This is a genomic window from Endozoicomonas sp. GU-1 (assembly GCF_027366395.1).
GTDB lineage: Bacteria > Pseudomonadota > Gammaproteobacteria > Pseudomonadales > Endozoicomonadaceae > Endozoicomonas.
Window position 1 is genome coordinate 5,505,964 of sequence record NZ_CP114771.1, and the last position, 17,904, is coordinate 5,523,867.

At 48.2% G+C, this 17,904-nt stretch carries 21 protein-coding genes; 5 read left to right on the forward strand and 16 right to left on the reverse strand.

Going from position 1 to position 17,904, the window contains the following annotated elements; genetic code table 11:
• The first annotated feature begins 8 nt into the window (after positions 1–8).
• Positions 9–1,307: an NAD(P)/FAD-dependent oxidoreductase gene (locus tag O3276_RS23130; protein ID WP_269673414.1), complete on the forward strand. Its 1,299-nt coding sequence runs from the start codon at positions 9–11 to the stop codon at positions 1,305–1,307.
• 95 nt (positions 1,308–1,402) lie between these two features.
• On the opposite strand, the gene O3276_RS23135 is transcribed toward O3276_RS23130, so the two are convergent.
• On the reverse strand, positions 1,403–1,918 hold the full coding sequence (locus tag O3276_RS23135; RefSeq protein WP_269673415.1) for a DUF2753 family protein: 516 nt from the start codon (positions 1,916–1,918) through the stop codon (positions 1,403–1,405).
• A gap of 165 nt (positions 1,919–2,083) precedes the next feature.
• Between O3276_RS23135 and O3276_RS23140 the strand changes: the two genes are divergently transcribed.
• Positions 2,084–2,569, forward strand: a complete 486-nt coding sequence (locus O3276_RS23140; RefSeq protein ID WP_269673416.1) for a hypothetical protein — start codon at positions 2,084–2,086, stop codon at positions 2,567–2,569.
• A 14-nt stretch (positions 2,570–2,583) separates the two neighbouring features.
• Here O3276_RS23140 and O3276_RS23145 read toward each other — a convergent pair whose 3' ends face one another.
• The 6 genes from O3276_RS23145 to O3276_RS23170 form a co-directional block, all read right to left on the reverse strand.
• Positions 2,584–3,198 carry a DJ-1/PfpI family protein gene (locus O3276_RS23145; protein WP_347710315.1) on the reverse strand — a complete coding sequence of 205 codons (615 nt, stop codon included), beginning with the start codon at positions 3,196–3,198 and terminating at the stop codon, positions 2,584–2,586.
• Positions 3,199–3,293: 95 nt separating this feature from the next.
• Positions 3,294–3,581 carry a type II toxin-antitoxin system RelB family anti-toxin transcriptional regulator gene (locus tag O3276_RS23150; protein ID WP_101746508.1) on the reverse strand — a complete coding sequence of 96 codons (288 nt, stop codon included), beginning with the start codon at positions 3,579–3,581 and terminating at the stop codon, positions 3,294–3,296.
• Positions 3,574–3,885, reverse strand: coding sequence for a type II toxin-antitoxin system RelE/ParE family toxin (locus tag O3276_RS23155; protein ID WP_269673417.1), 312 nt, complete (start codon positions 3,883–3,885; stop codon positions 3,574–3,576). The genes O3276_RS23150 and O3276_RS23155 overlap by 8 nt, the downstream gene beginning before the upstream one ends.
• A gap of 105 nt (positions 3,886–3,990) precedes the next feature.
• A complete protein-coding gene (cutA, locus tag O3276_RS23160; RefSeq protein WP_269673418.1) occupies positions 3,991–4,332 on the reverse strand; it encodes a divalent-cation tolerance protein CutA in 342 nt (113 codons plus the stop codon).
• Between the two features lie 97 nt (positions 4,333–4,429).
• A complete protein-coding gene (locus O3276_RS23165) occupies positions 4,430–5,488 on the reverse strand; it encodes a methyltransferase domain-containing protein (RefSeq protein ID WP_269673419.1) in 1,059 nt (352 codons plus the stop codon).
• A gap of 37 nt (positions 5,489–5,525) precedes the next feature.
• Positions 5,526–6,386 carry an MIP/aquaporin family protein gene (locus O3276_RS23170; protein ID WP_269673420.1) on the reverse strand — a complete coding sequence of 287 codons (861 nt, stop codon included), beginning with the start codon at positions 6,384–6,386 and terminating at the stop codon, positions 5,526–5,528.
• Positions 6,387–7,351: 965 nt separating this feature from the next.
• Between O3276_RS23170 and O3276_RS23175 the strand changes: the two genes are divergently transcribed.
• Together O3276_RS23175 and O3276_RS23180 are read left to right on the forward strand one after the other, a co-directional pair.
• Positions 7,352–8,731 (forward strand): DEAD/DEAH box helicase, encoded by a 1,380-nt coding sequence (locus O3276_RS23175; protein WP_269673421.1) that lies wholly within the window; start codon positions 7,352–7,354, stop codon positions 8,729–8,731.
• Positions 8,732–8,850: 119 nt separating this feature from the next.
• A complete protein-coding gene (locus O3276_RS23180) occupies positions 8,851–9,591 on the forward strand; it encodes a GNAT family N-acetyltransferase (RefSeq protein WP_269673422.1) in 741 nt (246 codons plus the stop codon).
• Between the two features lie 84 nt (positions 9,592–9,675).
• Here the strand turns inward: O3276_RS23180 and O3276_RS23185 are convergent, their stop codons facing one another.
• The 8 genes from O3276_RS23185 to O3276_RS23220 all read right to left on the reverse strand — a co-directional run bounded on the left by O3276_RS23185 (position 9,676) and on the right by O3276_RS23220 (position 15,930).
• Positions 9,676–10,419, reverse strand: coding sequence for an NYN domain-containing protein (locus O3276_RS23185; RefSeq protein WP_209203323.1), 744 nt, complete (start codon positions 10,417–10,419; stop codon positions 9,676–9,678).
• Between the two features lie 180 nt (positions 10,420–10,599).
• Positions 10,600–11,280 carry a hypothetical protein gene (locus O3276_RS23190; protein ID WP_269673423.1) on the reverse strand — a complete coding sequence of 227 codons (681 nt, stop codon included), beginning with the start codon at positions 11,278–11,280 and terminating at the stop codon, positions 10,600–10,602.
• Positions 11,267–11,647: a hypothetical protein gene (locus O3276_RS23195; RefSeq protein ID WP_269673424.1), complete on the reverse strand. Its 381-nt coding sequence runs from the start codon at positions 11,645–11,647 to the stop codon at positions 11,267–11,269. The genes O3276_RS23190 and O3276_RS23195 overlap by 14 nt, the downstream gene beginning before the upstream one ends.
• A 131-nt stretch (positions 11,648–11,778) precedes the next feature.
• Positions 11,779–12,852, reverse strand: coding sequence for a hypothetical protein (locus O3276_RS23200; RefSeq protein ID WP_269673425.1), 1,074 nt, complete (start codon positions 12,850–12,852; stop codon positions 11,779–11,781).
• A gap of 386 nt (positions 12,853–13,238) precedes the next feature.
• Positions 13,239–13,817: a lysophospholipid acyltransferase family protein gene (locus O3276_RS23205; protein ID WP_269673426.1), complete on the reverse strand. Its 579-nt coding sequence runs from the start codon at positions 13,815–13,817 to the stop codon at positions 13,239–13,241.
• Between the two features lie 113 nt (positions 13,818–13,930).
• Positions 13,931–14,968: a 2,3,4,5-tetrahydropyridine-2,6-dicarboxylate N-succinyltransferase gene (gene dapD, locus O3276_RS23210; RefSeq protein WP_269673427.1), complete on the reverse strand. Its 1,038-nt coding sequence runs from the start codon at positions 14,966–14,968 to the stop codon at positions 13,931–13,933.
• A 30-nt stretch (positions 14,969–14,998) separates the two neighbouring features.
• Positions 14,999–15,343 (reverse strand): ArsC family reductase, encoded by a 345-nt coding sequence (locus O3276_RS23215; protein WP_269673428.1) that lies wholly within the window; start codon positions 15,341–15,343, stop codon positions 14,999–15,001.
• Between the two features lie 146 nt (positions 15,344–15,489).
• Positions 15,490–15,930, reverse strand: coding sequence for a DUF1499 domain-containing protein (locus tag O3276_RS23220; RefSeq protein WP_269673429.1), 441 nt, complete (start codon positions 15,928–15,930; stop codon positions 15,490–15,492).
• A gap of 281 nt (positions 15,931–16,211) precedes the next feature.
• Between O3276_RS23220 and O3276_RS23225 the strand changes: the two genes are divergently transcribed.
• Entirely contained in the window at positions 16,212–17,180 is a 969-nt protein-coding gene (locus tag O3276_RS23225; protein WP_269673430.1) for a pentapeptide repeat-containing protein, read from the forward strand.
• Between the two features lie 89 nt (positions 17,181–17,269).
• Here the strand turns inward: O3276_RS23225 and O3276_RS23230 are convergent, their stop codons facing one another.
• Positions 17,270–17,770 (reverse strand): aminoacyl-tRNA deacylase, encoded by a 501-nt coding sequence (locus tag O3276_RS23230; RefSeq protein WP_101746521.1) that lies wholly within the window; start codon positions 17,768–17,770, stop codon positions 17,270–17,272.
• Between the last annotated feature and the right edge of the window lie 134 nt (positions 17,771–17,904).

Genomic DNA, 17,904 nt, shown 5'->3' on the forward strand with positions numbered 1-17,904 from the left:
AATGATTTATGAAACTCAAGGCACCTGTACATACCGAAGCCCATGCGCAGTCTTACTACGCCGCGTCACTGAACTTTGCCACAGATTATCCGGTGCTGGAAGGTAGCCTGACCGTCGATGTCTGTGTGGTTGGTGGGGGGTTCTCCGGCATCGCTACAGCCCTGGAACTGGCCGAGCGTGGCTATCGCGTTGCGGTTCTGGAGGCGCGGAAAATCGGTTGGGGGGCAACCGGGCGCAATGGCGGTCAGCTGATTCGGGGGATGGGGGAAGAGCCGGAGCAGTTTCGCAACCAGATCGGTACCGATGGGGTCGAGGCAATCCATCGGATGGGGTTTGAGGCTGTTGAGCTGGTGCGTGAGCGGGTCCGGAAATACGGCATTCAGTGTGACTTGAAAATGGGGTATGTGGATGCGGCAATCAAGCCAAAACAGATGGCCGGGATTACCGAAGACTATGAGTCCCTGAAGGCACGCCATTATGCCCATAAGCTGCGGCTGCTATCACAGGATGATATCAAACAATATGTTAATACTGACCGGTATATTGGCGGCATGCTGGACTCGGGAAGTGGGCATTTGCACCCATTGAATCTCTGTCTGGGTGAGGCGCGTGTAGCTGAGGGATTAGGGGTACAGTTGTTCGAATATTCGCCGGTGGTGAAAATCCATAAGGGTAACCTGCCCGGGGTTGAAACGGCGAAAGGTGCGGTAACCTGCCAGTTCCTGGTATTGGCAGGGAATGCCTACCTGGGGAACCTGGAACCAAAGATTGGCGGGAAAGTGTTACCTGCGGGCAGTTATATCATTGCCACAGAACAACTGGAGGACAGGGTCTGGCAAAATCTGATACCACAAGACACGGCTATCTGTGATGTCAGCCTTGCCCTGGATTACTTCCGCCTTTCTGCGGATAAACGACTGTTGTTTGGTGGTATGTGCAATTACTCCGGGCGGGATCCAAAAGATATTGTCGCATCGCTTCGCCCGAAAATGTTGCAGGTCTTTCCTCAACTGGAAAATGTCGCTATTGAATACCAGTGGGGCGGCATGATCGGGATTGGTGCCAATCGCATGCCACAGATTGGTCGATCAGGGGCAAACATTTACTTTGCCCAGGCCTATTCTGGCCACGGGGTCAATGCCACCCATATGGCGGGGAGGGTACTGGCAGAGGCTATTTCCGGCCAGGCAGAACGGTTTGATGTGTTTGCCAATATACGTCATATCACTTTTCCCGGTGGGCGCTATTTCCGTTCGCCGTTACTGGCCCTGGGGATGTTGTGGTATCGGCTGAAAGAGGTGGTTTAGCCTGCAATGGATGTTGATAACGCGGGAAAACCATTTGGGACGTTTTCTCGCCAAGAGACCAGGCATTAGGCAAGGTGAAAACGCCCCCTTTAGGTTCAATGAATTGTTCTGTCCTTGGGGGAAGACTGGTTACCAATATGGCTTTGGTTTCTGTGCAGGTATTGCAGATCCGGCCAACTCAGACTTAGCCACTCTTTGGCCTCATCGAGATAATGTTGACAGCACTTACAGATACGATGCTTTGTGGAAAACTCCAGCAGTGGTATCACAGTACACTTCAGAGCCTTGAGTAACGGGGGCTTAAATGCCTCAGACAATCCTCCTGACTTTATCAGCGTGATAATCCGCCGGTAGGGGAAGACCAGAAATTCACTGGCCTTCTGGGGGATCTTCTGATTTTCATAAAGGGCTGCCAGATTATGCATGGCAGCAATCCACGCCATCATTAACTGAGGGTTATCCAGATCCTTGAACCAATCATGTTCCAGCATCCGGGCAGCGTCCAGATAAGCTGTTTCAGCTGATCGCCATTTGCATTGATGAAAATTAACATTCCCTTGATGAAGCTTCTGTTGCCACTGGTTCACTGTCCGGATCCCGTATTGATTCATTTATTTTAATGAGAATAGTTATCATTTGTATTATAAAAAGTGGCTGATGTAAACTTTTCCCGCAAAATTGTTTGGAACAACAGGAGGTGATTGTGTCAGATCAGTGGTGAAGAAACGGCTCTGGGAAATCCAGGTGATTGGTTGTTACTGTGATCCCGGCAAGAAATGAGCCGTTTAAATATTGATAACAAAGTCAGGGCAAAAACTCCCTGCGCCTCTACTACAGAAGGGTTGAACTATTTTGAGATCAATTGGTCAAATTGGAAACGAACTATTACACCTACTCAGGAGTTAGCTATTGTGATGCCCCATGTTCCTGCCAGCAGTATTAGAAATACCCAAGTCGCACCGCCATTATCATCAACAGTTTACAATGTTTGCTGTAAAGGCATTTTTTCAATGTCTTTGGGAACAATGAGCGTTGAAGTCTGCGATCTGATTGAATCAAAACTGAATCAATCTGCCCATGAATTTATCTCGGATTATAATCAATTCATTGAATATTCGGGTCACAACCGAAGCTTGGCGGTTTATATTGCCCAATCGGCAGCGTTATCACTAGCTTTCTTTTCTGCAACGGGTGGCCTGACTGGACTGCTCAACATTGGTAAATCTTTGTACGACAGGGTATGTAATCACTTGGCATCATAGTTACGTTTACTGTTTTATCTTTTCCAAAAGCGATCCTTCATGCTGATACGCCTTTTGCCAGTGGAAATCCATTTGTCTGGCGGTCTTTCTGCCAGCGCCTCACTGTGTAAGCGACTGACAATATGCAGGCTCATATCAATACCCGCAGAAATACCCGCTGACGTGATAACAGAGCCTTCATCCACCCAACGGACGTTGCTGATAACGTTGAGACCGGGGAACTGTGTTTGCAAATCCGGGATATCTTCCCAGTGAGTGGTGACATTCTGCTGGTTGCGCAGTAAACCGGCTGCCGCCATCAGGAAAGCGCCGGTACAAACTGAAGCGTTCAGCCTGGCCTGTTGTCCCTGAGAGTAAATCCATTGTAAAACACCGGGTTTATCCATTTCTGCGTTGTGCACACCACCGACAACCACCAGCTGGTCAATTGAGGGGTGGTTGTGAAACCCGTAGTCCGGTTGAACCCGGTAACCTCCCCTGGCAGTGACCAGATTGCCGGATTCACTGACCAGAAAAGGCCTGAAGGCTTTTCCGTTGGGAGAGAGGCGTGCCGCAGTGGTAAACACTTCAAAAGGACCAGAGAAGTCCAGAACTTCAGCCTGGTCATAAATAAAAATACCTGTATTCATTATTATTAAAAATTTTCGGATTGGTTGGTAGAAATGATTATTGGTTGATTTGCAGACAATTGCTGGACACTCTGACAACCTATACAAACTGCCCATTAACGGAGATTCTCAAAAACCTCAGGATGCTGTTCGACAACTCGCAACAGAGCTTTTGCAGGCCCCTGAGGATTCCGCCGTCCCTGCTCCCAGTCCTGGATTGTCCGAACACTGACTCCCATAAAAGAAGCAAAAGCCGACTGGGACAGCTGGAGCTTTTCCCTGATCTCTTTGGCAGGTGACGGCTCTGATAAGACGGTCGTTTTCAGCTTTCCCTTACCCGCCTTAAATGCCTTGATCTCATTCAGGCCATCGAGGATTTCCTGACCAATATCTCGTTCATTCATCGTTTATAGCCTCCGCTACCTTTTTCAGGATATGACCAGGAATACTTTCACGCTCCGACTTGCGATATAAGGTCAACATCCAGATTTCAAAATCACTCTTTTTCCAGTAATAAATAACCCGGATACTACCACTTTTACCCTTTCCATCCGGTGCCCATCGTATTTTACGGACACCCCCACTACCCCTGATAAGATCGCCAGAATCCGGTTTCTGTTGAAGGTGCCACTGCAATACCCGGTATTCATCATCTGATAAATATCCGGATAGCAATTTGGTAAAGCGGCTGGTTTCTATGAAAATCATACATTTATTATACGGCAGGGCCGTATAAAATCAATTCTGGAAGGAATTTCAACAATCAAGTAAGTACAAAAGTCCTTTTTCCTGAAGAATGCTATCCGACCATCTCTACTGGCCGATGACCACCGTTTCTCCCCTTACCCAGTCAAGGTACTCTGGCAGGCCATTTTCAATGGGTATCTGAATAACCTGTGGCGCATCATAGCTGTGTTCAGCTTTCAGGTATTGCTCCAGTGCCTGATAACGCTCACAGGTGGTTTTAATCCGAAGCAGTACTTCCGGATCCGACTGGACTTCACCATCCCATCGATAATGGCTGTGGATTGGACTGCTCTGAACACAGGCTGCCAGGCGCTGTTCGATGATGGCCCTGGCATGGATGTCGGCTTCCTGTTGATTGGGGCAGGTGGTCAGAACCATGCAGAAACCGCTGGATGGTTTTATGGGCATTTGGCAACCGGTTAACAATATTACTAATAGCGGAAAGAAAGCGCTGTAACTCACTGGCCTGGTAATCTATCAGGTTCATGGATCAGTGGATAGGGCTTCAACAGCAACCGCCAGTTGTGCAATCAGTCCCATTATCAATGACGGCCGGGAGACAGTTGAAAGGGCCATAATGGGTCTTCCGGTTGCCATGCACGGTAAAGTGGCTGCTATAGCGAGTATCCTGCACCATGGCTGCGGTATTGCCACAGACCAGCATCGGTTTGCCATTGATAAAGCGATGATGGTCGTCCAGTTGGAAAAAGTGAGGGTGTTCCGGCAGGGTACCGTTGTAAATGGCCACCTGACCATAGTCTTCACAGATATCTTCAAGGTTATCCAGTTTGAACACCCGAACGGTCAGGGATTGAAAATCGATATTGCCAATTTTCTCCTCGATTTGCTGGTTGGCAATGGTGATCGGGCTGGCAGAAAGCAACCGGTAGTCCGGGTAACCCAGCTCGGTTAACAGACGACGAAAGTCTTCAATATAAAGAGCACCGCTGAGGCATTCTCCCATCAGTACCGGGTCGTCTTTTAACGGGGCCGGTATTCGCTGACCGGCAAATACGTCGCTGAAAAGCAGTTCGCCACCGGGTTTCAGTACCCGGAAAATCTCCCTGAACACCTCTTCCTTGTGGGGCGAAAGGTTTATCACGCAGTTGGAAATCACTACATCCATGGAATTGTCTTCTATCCCCGGGGTTTGCAGATCTTCAATATAACCCTGCCTGAAGTCGATATTCGGTTGCTGAAAGCCAAACTTCTCCATCATCGAGGAAATATGCCCGGTGGCCACCATTAATTGTTCATCGGTCATATCGATACCGATAACCTGGCCCTGTTCTCCTACCAGGCTGGCAAGAATATAACTGTCCCTGCCGGTACCGCAGCCAAGATCCAGTACCCGGCACCCTTCCAGGGCCGATGGGATCGGCGATCCGCAGCCATAAAAACGGTCCGTAATGGCCGGGTCGATCTGCTTCAGGATCTCCCGGACGCGGGCTGGCATGGTGCCGGGATCGGAACAGCAGGCATTGGTTTTGAGATCCGTGGTACCGCCAAGAACACGGCCGTAGTACTCCTTCAGGACCTGATGATTACTGGAGTGGTTATTCATTGTTCTCGCCTTGGTTAATGTACATGAATCATGGGTGCTATTTGTTCGGGGTTGTTTTGTCCGGGGTTGTTGTTCTGTCAATTTTGTCAGCTTCTTCCACTGTCGTGTTTTTCATCAGTGGCTCAACAATACCCAGAAAACATAAGGCGGCGATAACTCCCCCGCTAATCGGCCCCGCAACATATACGGTCAAAAAGCCATAATGCTTATCGGGAAACGCCGCGCGCTCCCAGCCGAACAGAGAGGCCAGCAATCGGGGTGATAAATCTCTGGCCGGGTTGAGTCCTGCCTGGGTCAGTGGCGCAATAATCGAGATAATGGCGGTGACGGTTAAACCGATAAACAGGGGGGCAAGGGCCTGGTCCGGTCGTCCGGTGTTGCAGCCTTCGGTCAGGACGAGAATCATAAAGACCAGGGCAAAGGTACCGGTACATTCGGCAAAAAATGCATTGACGGTGGACACGGAGGCAACCTGCCCGGCCAAGGGGTTGGGATAATACTCACCAAACATCATGGCACTGGCTACGGATGACTCGGTACCACGGACAATGCCATGGGTCAGTTCATACTGCATGATTGAGCTGGAGAAGAGCAGGTACAGCAGGGCGGCTGCCACAAATGCACCGGTAAACTGGGCAACCAGATAGCAGGGCAGTAATGTCATGGACATCCGGCGACTGACTACCATGGCAATGCTCACAGCCGGATTAAGGTGAGCACAGGAGAGACGACGGGTAGCGTATATGGCCAGGGTGACTGCCAGCCCCCAGACCATGGCCACCTGAAAAAGTCCTGCATGGGCAGAAAATAGCACCGTCACGGCCACTGAGCCGCAGCCGAACAAGACTAGGATAAACGTACCTATAAACTCTCCGGCAAAGCCCTTTAGATAATTCATGGGTGGAAGTTGATCATCCTCGTCTCTCTCGTTTGGTTACAGCAACTAAAAACTAGCTGTTTTTTTCTATACTGCAAACAAAATGCTCTGATGTTGATTTTCATTCTGAGTGCCATTTCACCGAACTTTACGAAAGCCAAGGCAGGCAGGAAACAGAAAGAACCATGCAGAATCAGCGTCGGGTTCGCTCTGCAGCCAGTACTGGAACTGAGATTGCAGAAAATCAATATTAACAATTGAAGTCCCGGACAATCGCTTTAATGATCGGGAAGCCATCAGTCTAAGGACTGTAAGGTGGTGGCGGTTCTATAGATATAGGAGTGTATACTGGTGGCGGTCCCGGGTTGTGTCGAAACGTCGCGGGGTAATTGTCTGGTTCTACTTCACCGGGTGTTTCTGTCGGTTCTGGGGCATGGGTGATAACCCGGGATAACTGTACTGATGGGGGCTCGGTTGCTGTGTGCCGATGCTGAAGACAACGATACAACTCCGCGGCGCCCTTACCAACAGGAATACCAACAAGACAACCTGCGCCCAAAGTGAAACAAAAAACAGCGAAGCTTGGGTGAATGATCAAACCCGGCACAACAAAAGACAGGCATGCAGGTAGACCTGCAGACAGAGATACAGCTGTATATTTTGACATTGAAACCGTTCGTCCAAAAACTTGATGCTGACACAATATCTGTTGTGAATTATCCATCGCTTCATTGTCTGCCGCCCCCTGAGGCTGGAGCATTGGCATAGATGTATCTAATGGTTTTGTTGGTTGCATGAAATTAACCTGAATAGCTTGTATCCTTATCAATCAGACTCTGAATTCAGAAAAAAGTTCTTTATTCTCAGGTTTCTCTCCTACGAAAAGTTCCCGCGTAATCCACAGAATGATTCATGTGGTAACAGAACAGCGGTAAACTGACGAAATATCAATCATTTTAGTTGTATGGCCCTTAATGAGACATTCCATGACCTTTGCCAACCTCGGGCTTTCCCTGCCGATCCTGCAAGCCATTACCGAACAGGGCTATAAACAGCCTTCTCCTATTCAGGCAGAAGCCATACCGGCGGTTCTGGCAGGACAGGATGTGATGGCAGCGGCTCAGACAGGCACCGGTAAAACAGCCGGTTTTACGCTGCCGATACTGGAGCTGCTCAGTCGTGGCGAGCGGGCAAGGCCCAACCAGGTTCGGGCACTGGTCCTGACGCCGACCCGTGAGCTGGCAGCCCAGGTGGCAGAGAGTGTTGCCACCTACGGTCGGCATTTGCCAATACGTTCTTCAGTGGTTTTTGGCGGGGTCAAAATCAACCCGCAAATGATGAATCTGAGACGTGGTGCAGATATCCTTGTGGCCACACCCGGGCGACTTCTGGATCTTTACAACCAGAATGCGGTGAAGTTCAAACACCTGGAAGTGCTGGTTCTGGATGAAGCAGACCGGATGCTGGATATGGGGTTTATTCACGATATTCGTCGTATTCTGGCGCTGTTGCCCCAGCAAAGACAGAACCTGATGTTTTCGGCAACGTTTTCCGATGACATACGACAGCTGGCAAAAACTATTGTGCACCATCCGGTAGAGATTGACGTTTCTCCCCGCAATACAACGGCCAGAACGGTCAGGCAGTGTGTGTATCCGGTGGATAAAAGTAAAAAACCGGCACTGCTGACCCGTTTGATTAAAGAGCATAACTGGCAACAGGTGCTGGTATTTACCCGGACCAAGCACGGTGCCAACCGCTTAACCCGTCATCTGGAAGGTAAAGGCATTCTGGCGGCGGCGATTCATGGCAATAAGAGCCAGGGAGCCCGTACCAGGACCCTTGCTGAATTCAAAAATAATGACATTACGGCCCTGGTGGCAACGGATATCGCTGCCCGTGGGCTGGATATTGACCAGTTGCCGCAGGTGGTGAACTTCGACCTGCCCAATGTGCCGGAGGATTATGTGCATCGTATCGGGCGAACAGGGCGCGCGGGGGCGGATGGTCATGCGGTCTCGCTGGTCTGTGCAGACGAGAGCAAGCAGCTTCGGGACATTGAACGGTTGATCAATCAGCAGTTACCCAGGGAGGTGATCTCCGGGTTTGAGCCGGTTAATGAGGTGCCGGTGACTCAGTTGTCCGGTAAGCCACCGAAACCTAAAAAGCCTAAAAAGTCCAGGGCTTCTCACAGGCCCGGACAGGAGAGTGGCGGAAACGGTAAGGCACCTAAGCGGCAGGCAGGGCAGAGTAATGAGAGGAGAAAGTCCGGGGGAATGGAGTCAGGGCGTGTGTTTGCTGAAAACCATCGCAGGCCGCGAAGACGAAAAGTGACCAACCCGCAAAGTACTTCTGCTTCTGTATAAATATGCTCTTATTCTCGCTGAGCTTAGGTCGTCAGGCTATGCCGGGGAACTATGCTGTCTATTTTAAGTCTAAAAGGTGTTGGATCACTAAATGCTTAATTATATGGAGAGATTAAATTATGGACAGCAGTATGACATTCCCATCAGGCAATCCTTACCGTGGCTCTATTGAGCTGAGTATTGACCCGGCTTCTTACGATGACCCGGGAAAGGAGAAACAGGGCCTGGTTGTCCACATTTATACCGATGATTTGCATCTTCGTTCTGTTGAGATTTCAGATCTTAATGATTTAATTGGGCTTTATAAATGTGCTGAGAATATGAAAAACTACGGTGCTGGCCGACCTTGGGAAAAGAGCATCTCTGAAAGGCTAGTGCAGAGATGGAGTGATGATTGGAAAAAGGGTAATCCTTTCAGTGGGTTTTCGATTTTTAAGCGTGATGTCAGTGGGGTGCAGGATCCTGAGGGATTTATAGGGAACATCTGCTTCAAATCAGGAGAGAACAATAATGCATATGTTGGCAGCACAGTAGCTGCTGGATCCTCTGAGATGACTTTTATGATTGATCACAAATGCTGGGGTGAGGGCTACGGTAAACAAGCGGCTGCTGCAATGGTGAATGGTGTTGCTCCGGAATATCAAAAGCAGGGCTTTAAAGTCGCCTGTGCGTTGCCAGATGATACTCAGGAATCTCTGCCTCTGGAGTGGCTGACGGCGACAGTCTCCCCAGAAAATATCGGTTCAGTCAAGATACTCACCGGTTTGGGATTTGAGTTTGAAGGTACCGTGGAGAAACAGTTTGTGAAGGGGAAATCCATAAAACACTTTTATGCTAAACCCCTACCGAAGCCCCTTTGATGATGGATAGCAAAGCGTCCCCTTTGGGTAACCAGGGTGCCTTGGCCGGTGCTGATGAGCAGCCTCTCAGGCTGCACATCACGCTTAATGACCACCATTCTGGATATGGTTACCACGTCGCTTATCACGGACACTCATCTGATTATTATCCATAACCTGAGTTTCAAACAGGTCGACAGCCCTGATCAGATCGCCCAGTTTTTTATAACCGTAATTTCGTGGGTCAAAGGAAGCCTGGTTAGCGATCACTGCGCCGATTCTTCCAAGGTACGCCCAGCCATCATCGTCCTGCTCTGTATCGATGGCATTGCGGATCAGGTTCATCAGTTTGGTATCGGCTTTCAATTCATGGCCGCTTTTCTTATCGTTTGCAGCGACTTTTTCCGGATCATCACCGGGCTCATCCAGGTAGAGAAAGCGGGAGCAGGCATTAACGAAAGGGGATGGGGCTTTTCGTTCACCAAAGCCGTACACCACTTTACCTGCTGACAGCAGTCGCATGATCAGTGGCGTAAAGTCACTGTCAGAAGAGACAATGCAAAAGGCGTCCATGTTCCTGGTGTAGAGCGTATCCATAGCATCGATGGTCATGGCCATATCGGTGGCGTTCTTGCCTTTGGTTAAATCAAACTGCTGGATTGGCTGGATCGCGTATTCGTGAAGTTGTTCCTCCCACCCTTTGATGGTGTGGCTCTTCCAGTTGCCGTAGGCTCTTCGGATACTGACGACACCATACTTGGCCATTTCAGAGAGGATCTTCTCAATTTTTCTGGCCGGGGCATTATCCGCATCAATAAAGAGGGCGATCTTCTGGTTAGACTCTGCCATTGATACTTCCTGCTACTTATAATTCTTGGTTTATGTGTCAACAGTGTCGTCTGATTTGATAAAATTTGCAAAAATGCGCCGCTGTAATGATGATGACAGATGTTGTTAGAAGTGCAGAAGAGCGCTCACCCACACCCTCATCTCTTGCGCTGTGTGGGAGGCAGGTAGAGACGACTCTGATTAACTGACCTGTTGACGAACTGCTGGCAGCAGGCTCTCAGGGGTATTTGCTATACAGGCGCGCCATTCCGTTAAGGATTTTACAAGACGTTGGTAGAGTTCTTGCTGTTTTTCAGTTTTTAAATGTGCGCTGAAGTCTTCAAGTGAAGACAGCACTATAGCTGTTTTTGCCAGTGCTTCCTGAATCATTTTCAGTTGATTTTCATCGCTGTTGATGTCTTCTGTTGTGTGATGGCTTGATTTAAGCAGATCTTGCTGTCTGTTTTCAAAAGCATTGATGATTTGTGGGAAACAGTGTTGAACTTTCCGTACTTTTTGTATGACCGGATTTAGCGTTTCTCTGGCAACATCCGGACACCAGACATATGAATTATGCCGGTAAAAACGTATGATCGTTTTAATGTCATTAATTAATTCCGGTACTTTCTCTTTTAATTTTATGGTGGCTTCCGGGTTTGTATTGCCTTCTATTGCCAAGAGCTTTGTCAAAAAAGGCATAGGAAATGTCAAAACTGTGGATAAGGGTTGCCAGTTAGGGGCATATTCAAAGTCTTCAGAATGACCTCGAAGTCTTTCAGGCTCCAATATAGGTTTCAATGATAGTTCTTTGGATTTTTCTATCATGTTAATGAAGGCATTTTGAGCTTCAGAGAAATCTGGCGTTCTTTCAGCAGTGCTCATTTGGGGGGGGGGGGGGGTTATCTGTATATGGTGGTTTATTCGGCTCCGGGATATTCACTTCGACACGACGGTTATTAGTTCTATCTATTACAGGTTTGATTGATTCTGATTTTTTACTTGTGTCAAACCTGTAGAGTGATTTGTTTATTCCAAAGTGTTGTCGGCACGCGTCATATAGTCGGCTGAGTTCGTCCTGGGCGGCTATTACTTCTGCACGATCTCTGTGATAGCAGGCTTCAACACTCTCTTCGAGAGGGGCTGATGTTGGATCCGGAATTAATTCTTTCTCTCTCTGCTCAAGTACTGATTTGATGATTTTTTCAAATGCCGGAATGCCTGTTTCTTTTAATAAGTTTTCCTTATCCATTCTGGTGAATTTATTGGCTGTAGAGGACGATGAAAGTGTACTTTTTTTCTTTTTCTTACTCTTTTTTGGCGAAATGAGCAGTTGATCATTATCAACAGATTCCTGGTATTTTGGCTGAGGTCTGCGTTTTCTTACTGGACGTGCTGTGGTTTGGTGGATAGGCTTGTTGTCTTCTTCTTTAACAACATTGCAGGTAGAGGTATTAGGGCTGTCTTCGACAATTCGATTAACGTTTGCCCGGCAACTTCACCGGTTTCTGATGGCTGCATGCTTTCCTGCTCTTCAGTGCAAGGGCCTTGATGATCCCAGAAATAAAGCTTGAAGGCAGGATTGGTCTTTGCTTGTCTGTTGGCTACTTTATCTGCATATTCAAAACGTGCAACGATGGCATCAATATGAAATCTGGTTAAACCCGGTGGTGAGCAGGGGGTACCAACAGCTGGATTGTGTAAGGCGGCTTTTAATTTTCGAAGTTTGCACATAAAACGGAAAAGTCCGGGATCCATCTTACTGACAATAAGGTCGGTCAGTTTAGTTCTTTTGGTATTTTTGGATGAATGTCGGAAGTTCCAGTAACCCAGCGTTGCTTTTGATGCTGGAATATCAGGGTCTATTTCAGTTTTTTTCATCCATTCAGGGCAGAAATCACCTGAACGATGCTGTGCATTACAGTTTTTAACATCTTGATCAAAAAAGGTTATGTCTTCAGGGGCAGGCAGCCAGCTTCCGGTGTCATAATATTCTTCCAGATGATTAATTTCTCTTCCGATATCACTGAGTAAATTTAATTTACCATCTGTCAATAACAGATTTATTTTTTTCTCTACCTTTGTTTTTTGTTGGTCAGAAAAGCCATTTTCAGTCATAGTAAGATCTATTTTTTTCAATAAGATGATTAGTCGGTTATAAAAAATTCCATGACCATTAAGTATCTCTGTGAGATTGTTATTGAGGGTGCAAAACCTTTGAATTGTGTTTAATTCGACTTTAAGGGCTTCTGGTAAGTCAGTTAAAAACGCCTCTACGGAAAACTTACTGGTACTTTGGGTATTTTCTATAGTGTTGAACGAAGCGATACGTTTTCTAACATGCCGTTGTTCAGCGGTTGGTAAAAATTTTTTTTCTTCTTTTTTTATCTCGAATAGACTTTTTTCAGAGGTTGCATGTTTTGTTGCAGTCGAGTTTGGTAGTGCTGGAATGGTCATGATTTAATTAAGTGGTTATCCGGTTTTTTTATATGGGTTTTATATGGGTTTTATAGGGGTTAGATGCTCTTACTATTAAATAGTTCCATGGTTCTATAAATTTTGCGGAAAGTTATACATCTAAAGGTGATAGCCACATGCTGTCTGGTTTCAGTATGCAGCTAAGTAGCTAACCATATGAAATCATATATTTCTGACTCCTTGTTCAGGCACTCCCGGCAACTGCTCCTGCGTTGCTCTAGCTCCTGCATCCATGCAGTCGTGCTTCGTTACAACTCCGGTCACATAGCTACGGCTATGCTCCCTCCGTTGTGCCTCGCATAGCACCTGCCCAAGTAGCCAGAAATATATGATTCCATATGGCCAGCTACTTATGAATAGATGGCCTAAGCAAACTTTTCCGGGTTCTTGCCCGTCATAGGTTGATAAAATTCCTGAATTTTTTTCAGGTCTGACGCATAGTCCCCTGTAGTAAAGAACATAGGGCCAAAACCGCCAACCTTCTTTTTATAATCCAGGAAGCTCAGCGCAATGGGGACTTCAGCACCGTGAGCGACGTGGTAAAAACCACTTTTCCATTGACGAACCTTGTTGCGTGTGCCTTCAGGAGGAATGGCAACGGCCAGGTCTGTGGCGTTGTGGAAGGTGTCGACCATTTGCTGAACCAGACCATTGGCCTTGCTGCGGTCAACCGGAATTCCCCCAAGCCAGGTCATGATGCCGCCAAAGGGCCCCTTGAACAGAGAGTTTTTCCCCATCCAGTAGATATTAATGCGAAAGCAGAAGGCACAGGCAATGATCAGAATAAAGTCCCAGTTACTGGTATGGGGTGCCGCGATAATAACGTACTTTCGGGCATTGGGGCGTTGGCCTTCCAGCTTCCAGCCGAATAGCTTCAGACCAAGGTGGGATAAGAAGCGAAAACAGCTGTTAACGATAGGCGTATCAAAAATCGTATGACGCATTATTATTATTTAAACCTGATCTTAATAAATAGCCCCAGTATTATGCACCGGGGCTATAAATATGCGCTACCCTTTCTTCAGCGCGCTTTTTTCAATACACAATCATTGCGGGCTTAATTGTGGGAGTGCAGTTCATCATTCAGCTCAATGGCTGATTTGTTGGTAAGGCATTCCAGAGCTCCGGTCAGGGAGTTTCTGCGGAACAGCAGATCGGACTTGCCTGAGAGGTCTCCTGCTTTCACGACTTCAACGACCTTTTTCTGATCATCAAGGACCTGCACCTTGCTGGCTGCCGTCAGGTAAAGGCCGGCTTCGATAATGCAGCGGTCACCCAGAGGAATGCCCAGGCCGGCATTGGCACCGATCAGGCAGTTTTCACCGACACTGATCACAATGTTATTGCCGCCGGACAGGGTACCCATGGTGCTGCAGCCACCCCCAAGATCAGAGCCCTCACCCACCATGACACCGGCAGAAACACGACCTTCAATCATGCTCTTGCCTTCGGTACCGGCGTTGAAGTTGATAAAGCCTTCATGCATTACGGTGGTGCCTTCACCCACATAAGCACCCAGACGAACCCGGGCAGTGTGGGCAATACGGACACCGGCAGGGACAACGTAGTCGGTCATTTTCGGGAATTTATCCACGGAGTTGACACTCAGAACCCGGCCTTCTGCCCGGGCCGCCAGCTGACGGGCTGGCAGTTCTTCCAGGTCGATTGCGCCTTCACTGGTCCAGGCAACATTTGGCAGCAGTGGGAAAATGCCCTGAAGGTCGGTGCCATGTGGCTTGACCAGACGATGTGACAGCAGGTGCAACTTGAGATAAGCCTCGGGGGTGCTGGTGGGTGCTTCATCGGTTGCCAGCATAGTGATCACACGGGGTTGTACACTTTCTTCCAGGCTGCGGGTGATGGCAGCCAGTTCAGTTTGTTCGATATCGACAAACAGGTCTTCCAGTGCGTGCAGGGTTTTGCTGTCAAGCTCAATAAACGTATTGCCACCCTGGTAACCAACCAGTTTGGCAATACTCTCCAGCAATTCCGGCGCTGGATTGAGAATAGGTTTTGGGTAAAATACTTCCAGCCACTGGTCGTTCCGGTTTTTGCTGCCGACACCAATGGCCAGACTGAAATGCGGTTTGCTCATTTTCATTCCTTCAATTAATCAGAACGTTTGTTATGCCAGCAAGTTGCGGTATTGTTCTTCGGAAAAGCCCAGCAACTTCTGGCTGCCCGTATCCAGTAACGGGCGTTTGATCATGGCGGGTTGCTCCAGCATCAGGGTGATTGCCCGCTCTGCATTAATGGCGGCTTTTTCTCCTTCCGGAAGCTGCCGCCAGGTGGTTCCCCGGCGGTTTAACAGGGCCTCCCAGCCCAGTTCATTGGCCCACTGTTCGAGCACTTCTTTCAACAGGCCGTCTTTCCTGTAGTCATGAAAGTGATATTCAATACCAGCACCTTCCAGCCAGCGGCGTGCTTTCTTTATGGTGTCGCAGTTTGGTATGCCGTATAGGGTGACCACCGTGCCTCCTGTTGTGAGCTTCCACAAGCTATGCGTTATACAAGCTGAGGTTGAGACGCTCAGTAATGGCCGCAAAAAACGAGCAAAGCTTACACGCTTCTGGAGGTGTTTGCCTAGGTGGCTGGTCTATAAACGTGTATCGGGCCTTATTTCGACTCTGCATCCGTGCTGGTTTTATCACCAAGCGCTGCTCTTAACTTTTCAATACGACGGCGATTAGTACCGAAATCGTAATAGCCGACGCGAGAGGATGAGCGCACATCAACCGTGCCGTTCGGACGAATAATCATTATCAGGTCGTCCTTGAACTTCAGCCAGGGGGTGGTGAACACCGTAATAATGATCTGGTCATTACTGCTGAGAATCTCTGCATTGGGCCAGTTCTGCAAAGTGGCTAACAGTTTTTTCTTGATCCCCTGGGTATCAGACTGATCAAAGGAAAGGGCGGCAATATTCTGTTTGCCAGAAGCGAGGCTGCTGACGCAATTCGGGCTTTCAGGGCAGGTAAGTTCCGGAACGTCAGCGTGTAGCCAATGGCTGGAAAGTAATAACAGTAAAGGCAGGATGTAGTGCGCGGATTTATTCATTGTTGTTGGTTCCTTCTTGCAGGTGGTGGTGAAATATATGGCTCCACGTTTTTTCACCCGTAGACCCCGGTTTATTGTGGGCGGAGTGTACAAACAGAATTTTCATGGAGTGTCCCACATTGATCAGAGAAGCGTTCAGTGTGTTGAAAAGTTCGCTGTCTGTAAAGTCACCGGCGATGTAAATACCATAATCAGCGGGCCGATATAGTCAGCACAGCAGGGAAGATGATGGTTTTCAGCAGAAACTGTCGTCAGAATACAGGGCCCGGGGTTTGAATCAGGTGCAGAAGACCGAGCATCAGTGCTCTTTTTTCGGACAATATGGTCGTTGCAAAGATATGGCGGAATCAGGCAGCCAGCTTTGCTTCTGGCATGATCCTGATGTGGATAAAACCGGAGATGAGGTAAAAGCGAGGCTGGAAAAGAGGGCAGAAACGGGGCAGCCCATGGAAGGCTTTATTCTCCGCAGGGCTAATCTGGACAACGTTAACCTGGTGAACCACGGTGGTGGTAAGCCATATCAATTGGTTAACTGCGATTTGAGCAGGGCCAGCCTCTGTAATGGGCATTTTTATCGTGTGGATTTATCGGGTTCCCGACTGTTTAAAGCAAATCTTTCCAATGCCAATCTGCATAGGGCAAATCTTGAAGGCTGTAATCTGCTGGGTGTGAATCTGAACAATAGTCTGCTGGATCATGTGACGTGGGGGGATAAGCTTTATCAGGAACAGGAAGCTGCCGCCAATCCTGAAAATGCCAGGGCGTTGTTTGAAGAAGCGGAAGAGTCTGCCAGAAATATTCGCCGACACTGTGAAAACCTCGGCATGATGAGAGAGGCCGGTCATTTTTATTATCGGGAAAGGGTCTTCCATCGGTTGCAGATGCCAAAATTCTCGCGGCAACGGGTACTGTCCTACCTGGTTGACAGGATCAGTGGCTATGGTGAATCACCGCTGCGGGTGGTGCTTTTTTCTGTGGCTTTGATTGTGTGCTGCTCTTTCCTCTATCTGTTCACCGGGGTTCAGGGTGGTGATACGGTTATCCGGTTCAGCCAGAATCAGGATCTGTTCCAGAATCTCCGGTATTGGCTTGATTGTCTTTATTTCAGCGTGGTCACGTTTACCACCCTTGGCTACGGTGACTTGACCCCGATGGGGCTGTCCCGGATTGTTGCTGCCTGTGAAGCATTCACCGGCAGCTTTTCCCTGGCGCTTTTTGTTGTTTTGTTTGTGAAGAAGATGATCCGCTAAAAGAGATTGCCACGGAGTCACAGAGACACGGAGAAAAGCAAAAAGCTTTTCCTCTGTGGCAAAAAAGGAAATTATTCAGGCTCAATTCCTTAGTTGTCCGTTGCATAAGCCTCCGCTTCATCCGGATCACAGCTGATGGCAGCATGAGGCTGGCCTTGCAGCAACTGTTTGAACTGTTCCCTTTGAATATGCACCAGTTCCCGGTGATTACCTCCCTGCAGGTAAAGATCCTGAACGGCATTGAGTTCATCATCCCAGCAGGTTTTCATGCCATAGGCTATGCCCATTGCCGGTACTGCCCCCATCTCACAGTCCGGGAACAGCTCCTCAAGACTTTGTTCACTGACCAGGTGAAGATGGCGATTCAGTTTGGTATTTATCCAGCGCAGCATTAATTTGTTCATGGAGGGAACAATGGCCATTACGTGGCCTTCCTCATCCTGAAGAACGATGGCTTTAGCCATATGTTTAACGGGAACGCAGGCGACATGGGCAGTGTTGAGTGCACGGTCTGAATAAGGGTGACTGACCACTTCATAATCGACCTGGTTGTGAGCTAAAAAAGCCTGAAGTTTTGCAGCGATTGACATCAGACACTCTCTCAAAAATCATTCTCGAAAATATTGAACAGCTGTTCTATAAAGTCTATACGCAAACCTATTGAATTATTGTTCAATATAAAGCGGTTTTTAAGCTAAAAAAGTATTAATAACTTTTTTTTCAT

Coding starts and splice junctions, on each gene's coding strand:
- O3276_RS23190 (WP_269673423.1), bottom strand. CDS start 11,280: ATGAGCACTGCTGAAAGAACGCCAGATTTCTCTGAAGCTCAAAATGCC.
- dapD (WP_269673427.1), bottom strand. CDS start 14,968: ATGAGCAAACCGCATTTCAGTCTGGCCATTGGTGTCGGCAGCAAAAAC.
- O3276_RS23220 (WP_269673429.1), bottom strand. CDS start 15,930: ATGAATAAATCCGCGCACTACATCCTGCCTTTACTGTTATTACTTTCC.
- O3276_RS23180 (WP_269673422.1), top strand. CDS start 8,851: ATGGACAGCAGTATGACATTCCCATCAGGCAATCCTTACCGTGGCTCT.
- O3276_RS23175 (WP_269673421.1), top strand. CDS start 7,352: ATGACCTTTGCCAACCTCGGGCTTTCCCTGCCGATCCTGCAAGCCATT.
- O3276_RS23195 (WP_269673424.1), bottom strand. CDS start 11,647: ATGGATAAGGAAAACTTATTAAAAGAAACAGGCATTCCGGCATTTGAA.
- O3276_RS23135 (WP_269673415.1), bottom strand. CDS start 1,918: ATGAATCAATACGGGATCCGGACAGTGAACCAGTGGCAACAGAAGCTT.
- O3276_RS23155 (WP_269673417.1), bottom strand. CDS start 3,885: ATGATTTTCATAGAAACCAGCCGCTTTACCAAATTGCTATCCGGATAT.
- O3276_RS23145 (WP_347710315.1), bottom strand. CDS start 3,198: ATGAATACAGGTATTTTTATTTATGACCAGGCTGAAGTTCTGGACTTC.
- cutA (WP_269673418.1), bottom strand. CDS start 4,332: ATGCCCATAAAACCATCCAGCGGTTTCTGCATGGTTCTGACCACCTGC.
- O3276_RS23230 (WP_101746521.1), bottom strand. CDS start 17,770: ATGTCAATCGCTGCAAAACTTCAGGCTTTTTTAGCTCACAACCAGGTC.
- O3276_RS23150 (WP_101746508.1), bottom strand. CDS start 3,581: ATGAATGAACGAGATATTGGTCAGGAAATCCTCGATGGCCTGAATGAG.
- O3276_RS23170 (WP_269673420.1), bottom strand. CDS start 6,386: ATGAATTATCTAAAGGGCTTTGCCGGAGAGTTTATAGGTACGTTTATC.
- O3276_RS23205 (WP_269673426.1), bottom strand. CDS start 13,817: ATGCGTCATACGATTTTTGATACGCCTATCGTTAACAGCTGTTTTCGC.
- O3276_RS23165 (WP_269673419.1), bottom strand. CDS start 5,488: ATGAATAACCACTCCAGTAATCATCAGGTCCTGAAGGAGTACTACGGC.
- O3276_RS23130 (WP_269673414.1), top strand. CDS start 9: ATGAAACTCAAGGCACCTGTACATACCGAAGCCCATGCGCAGTCTTAC.
- O3276_RS23200 (WP_269673425.1), bottom strand. CDS start 12,852: ATGACCATTCCAGCACTACCAAACTCGACTGCAACAAAACATGCAACC.
- O3276_RS23185 (WP_209203323.1), bottom strand. CDS start 10,419: ATGGCAGAGTCTAACCAGAAGATCGCCCTCTTTATTGATGCGGATAAT.
- O3276_RS23140 (WP_269673416.1), top strand. CDS start 2,084: ATGAGCCGTTTAAATATTGATAACAAAGTCAGGGCAAAAACTCCCTGC.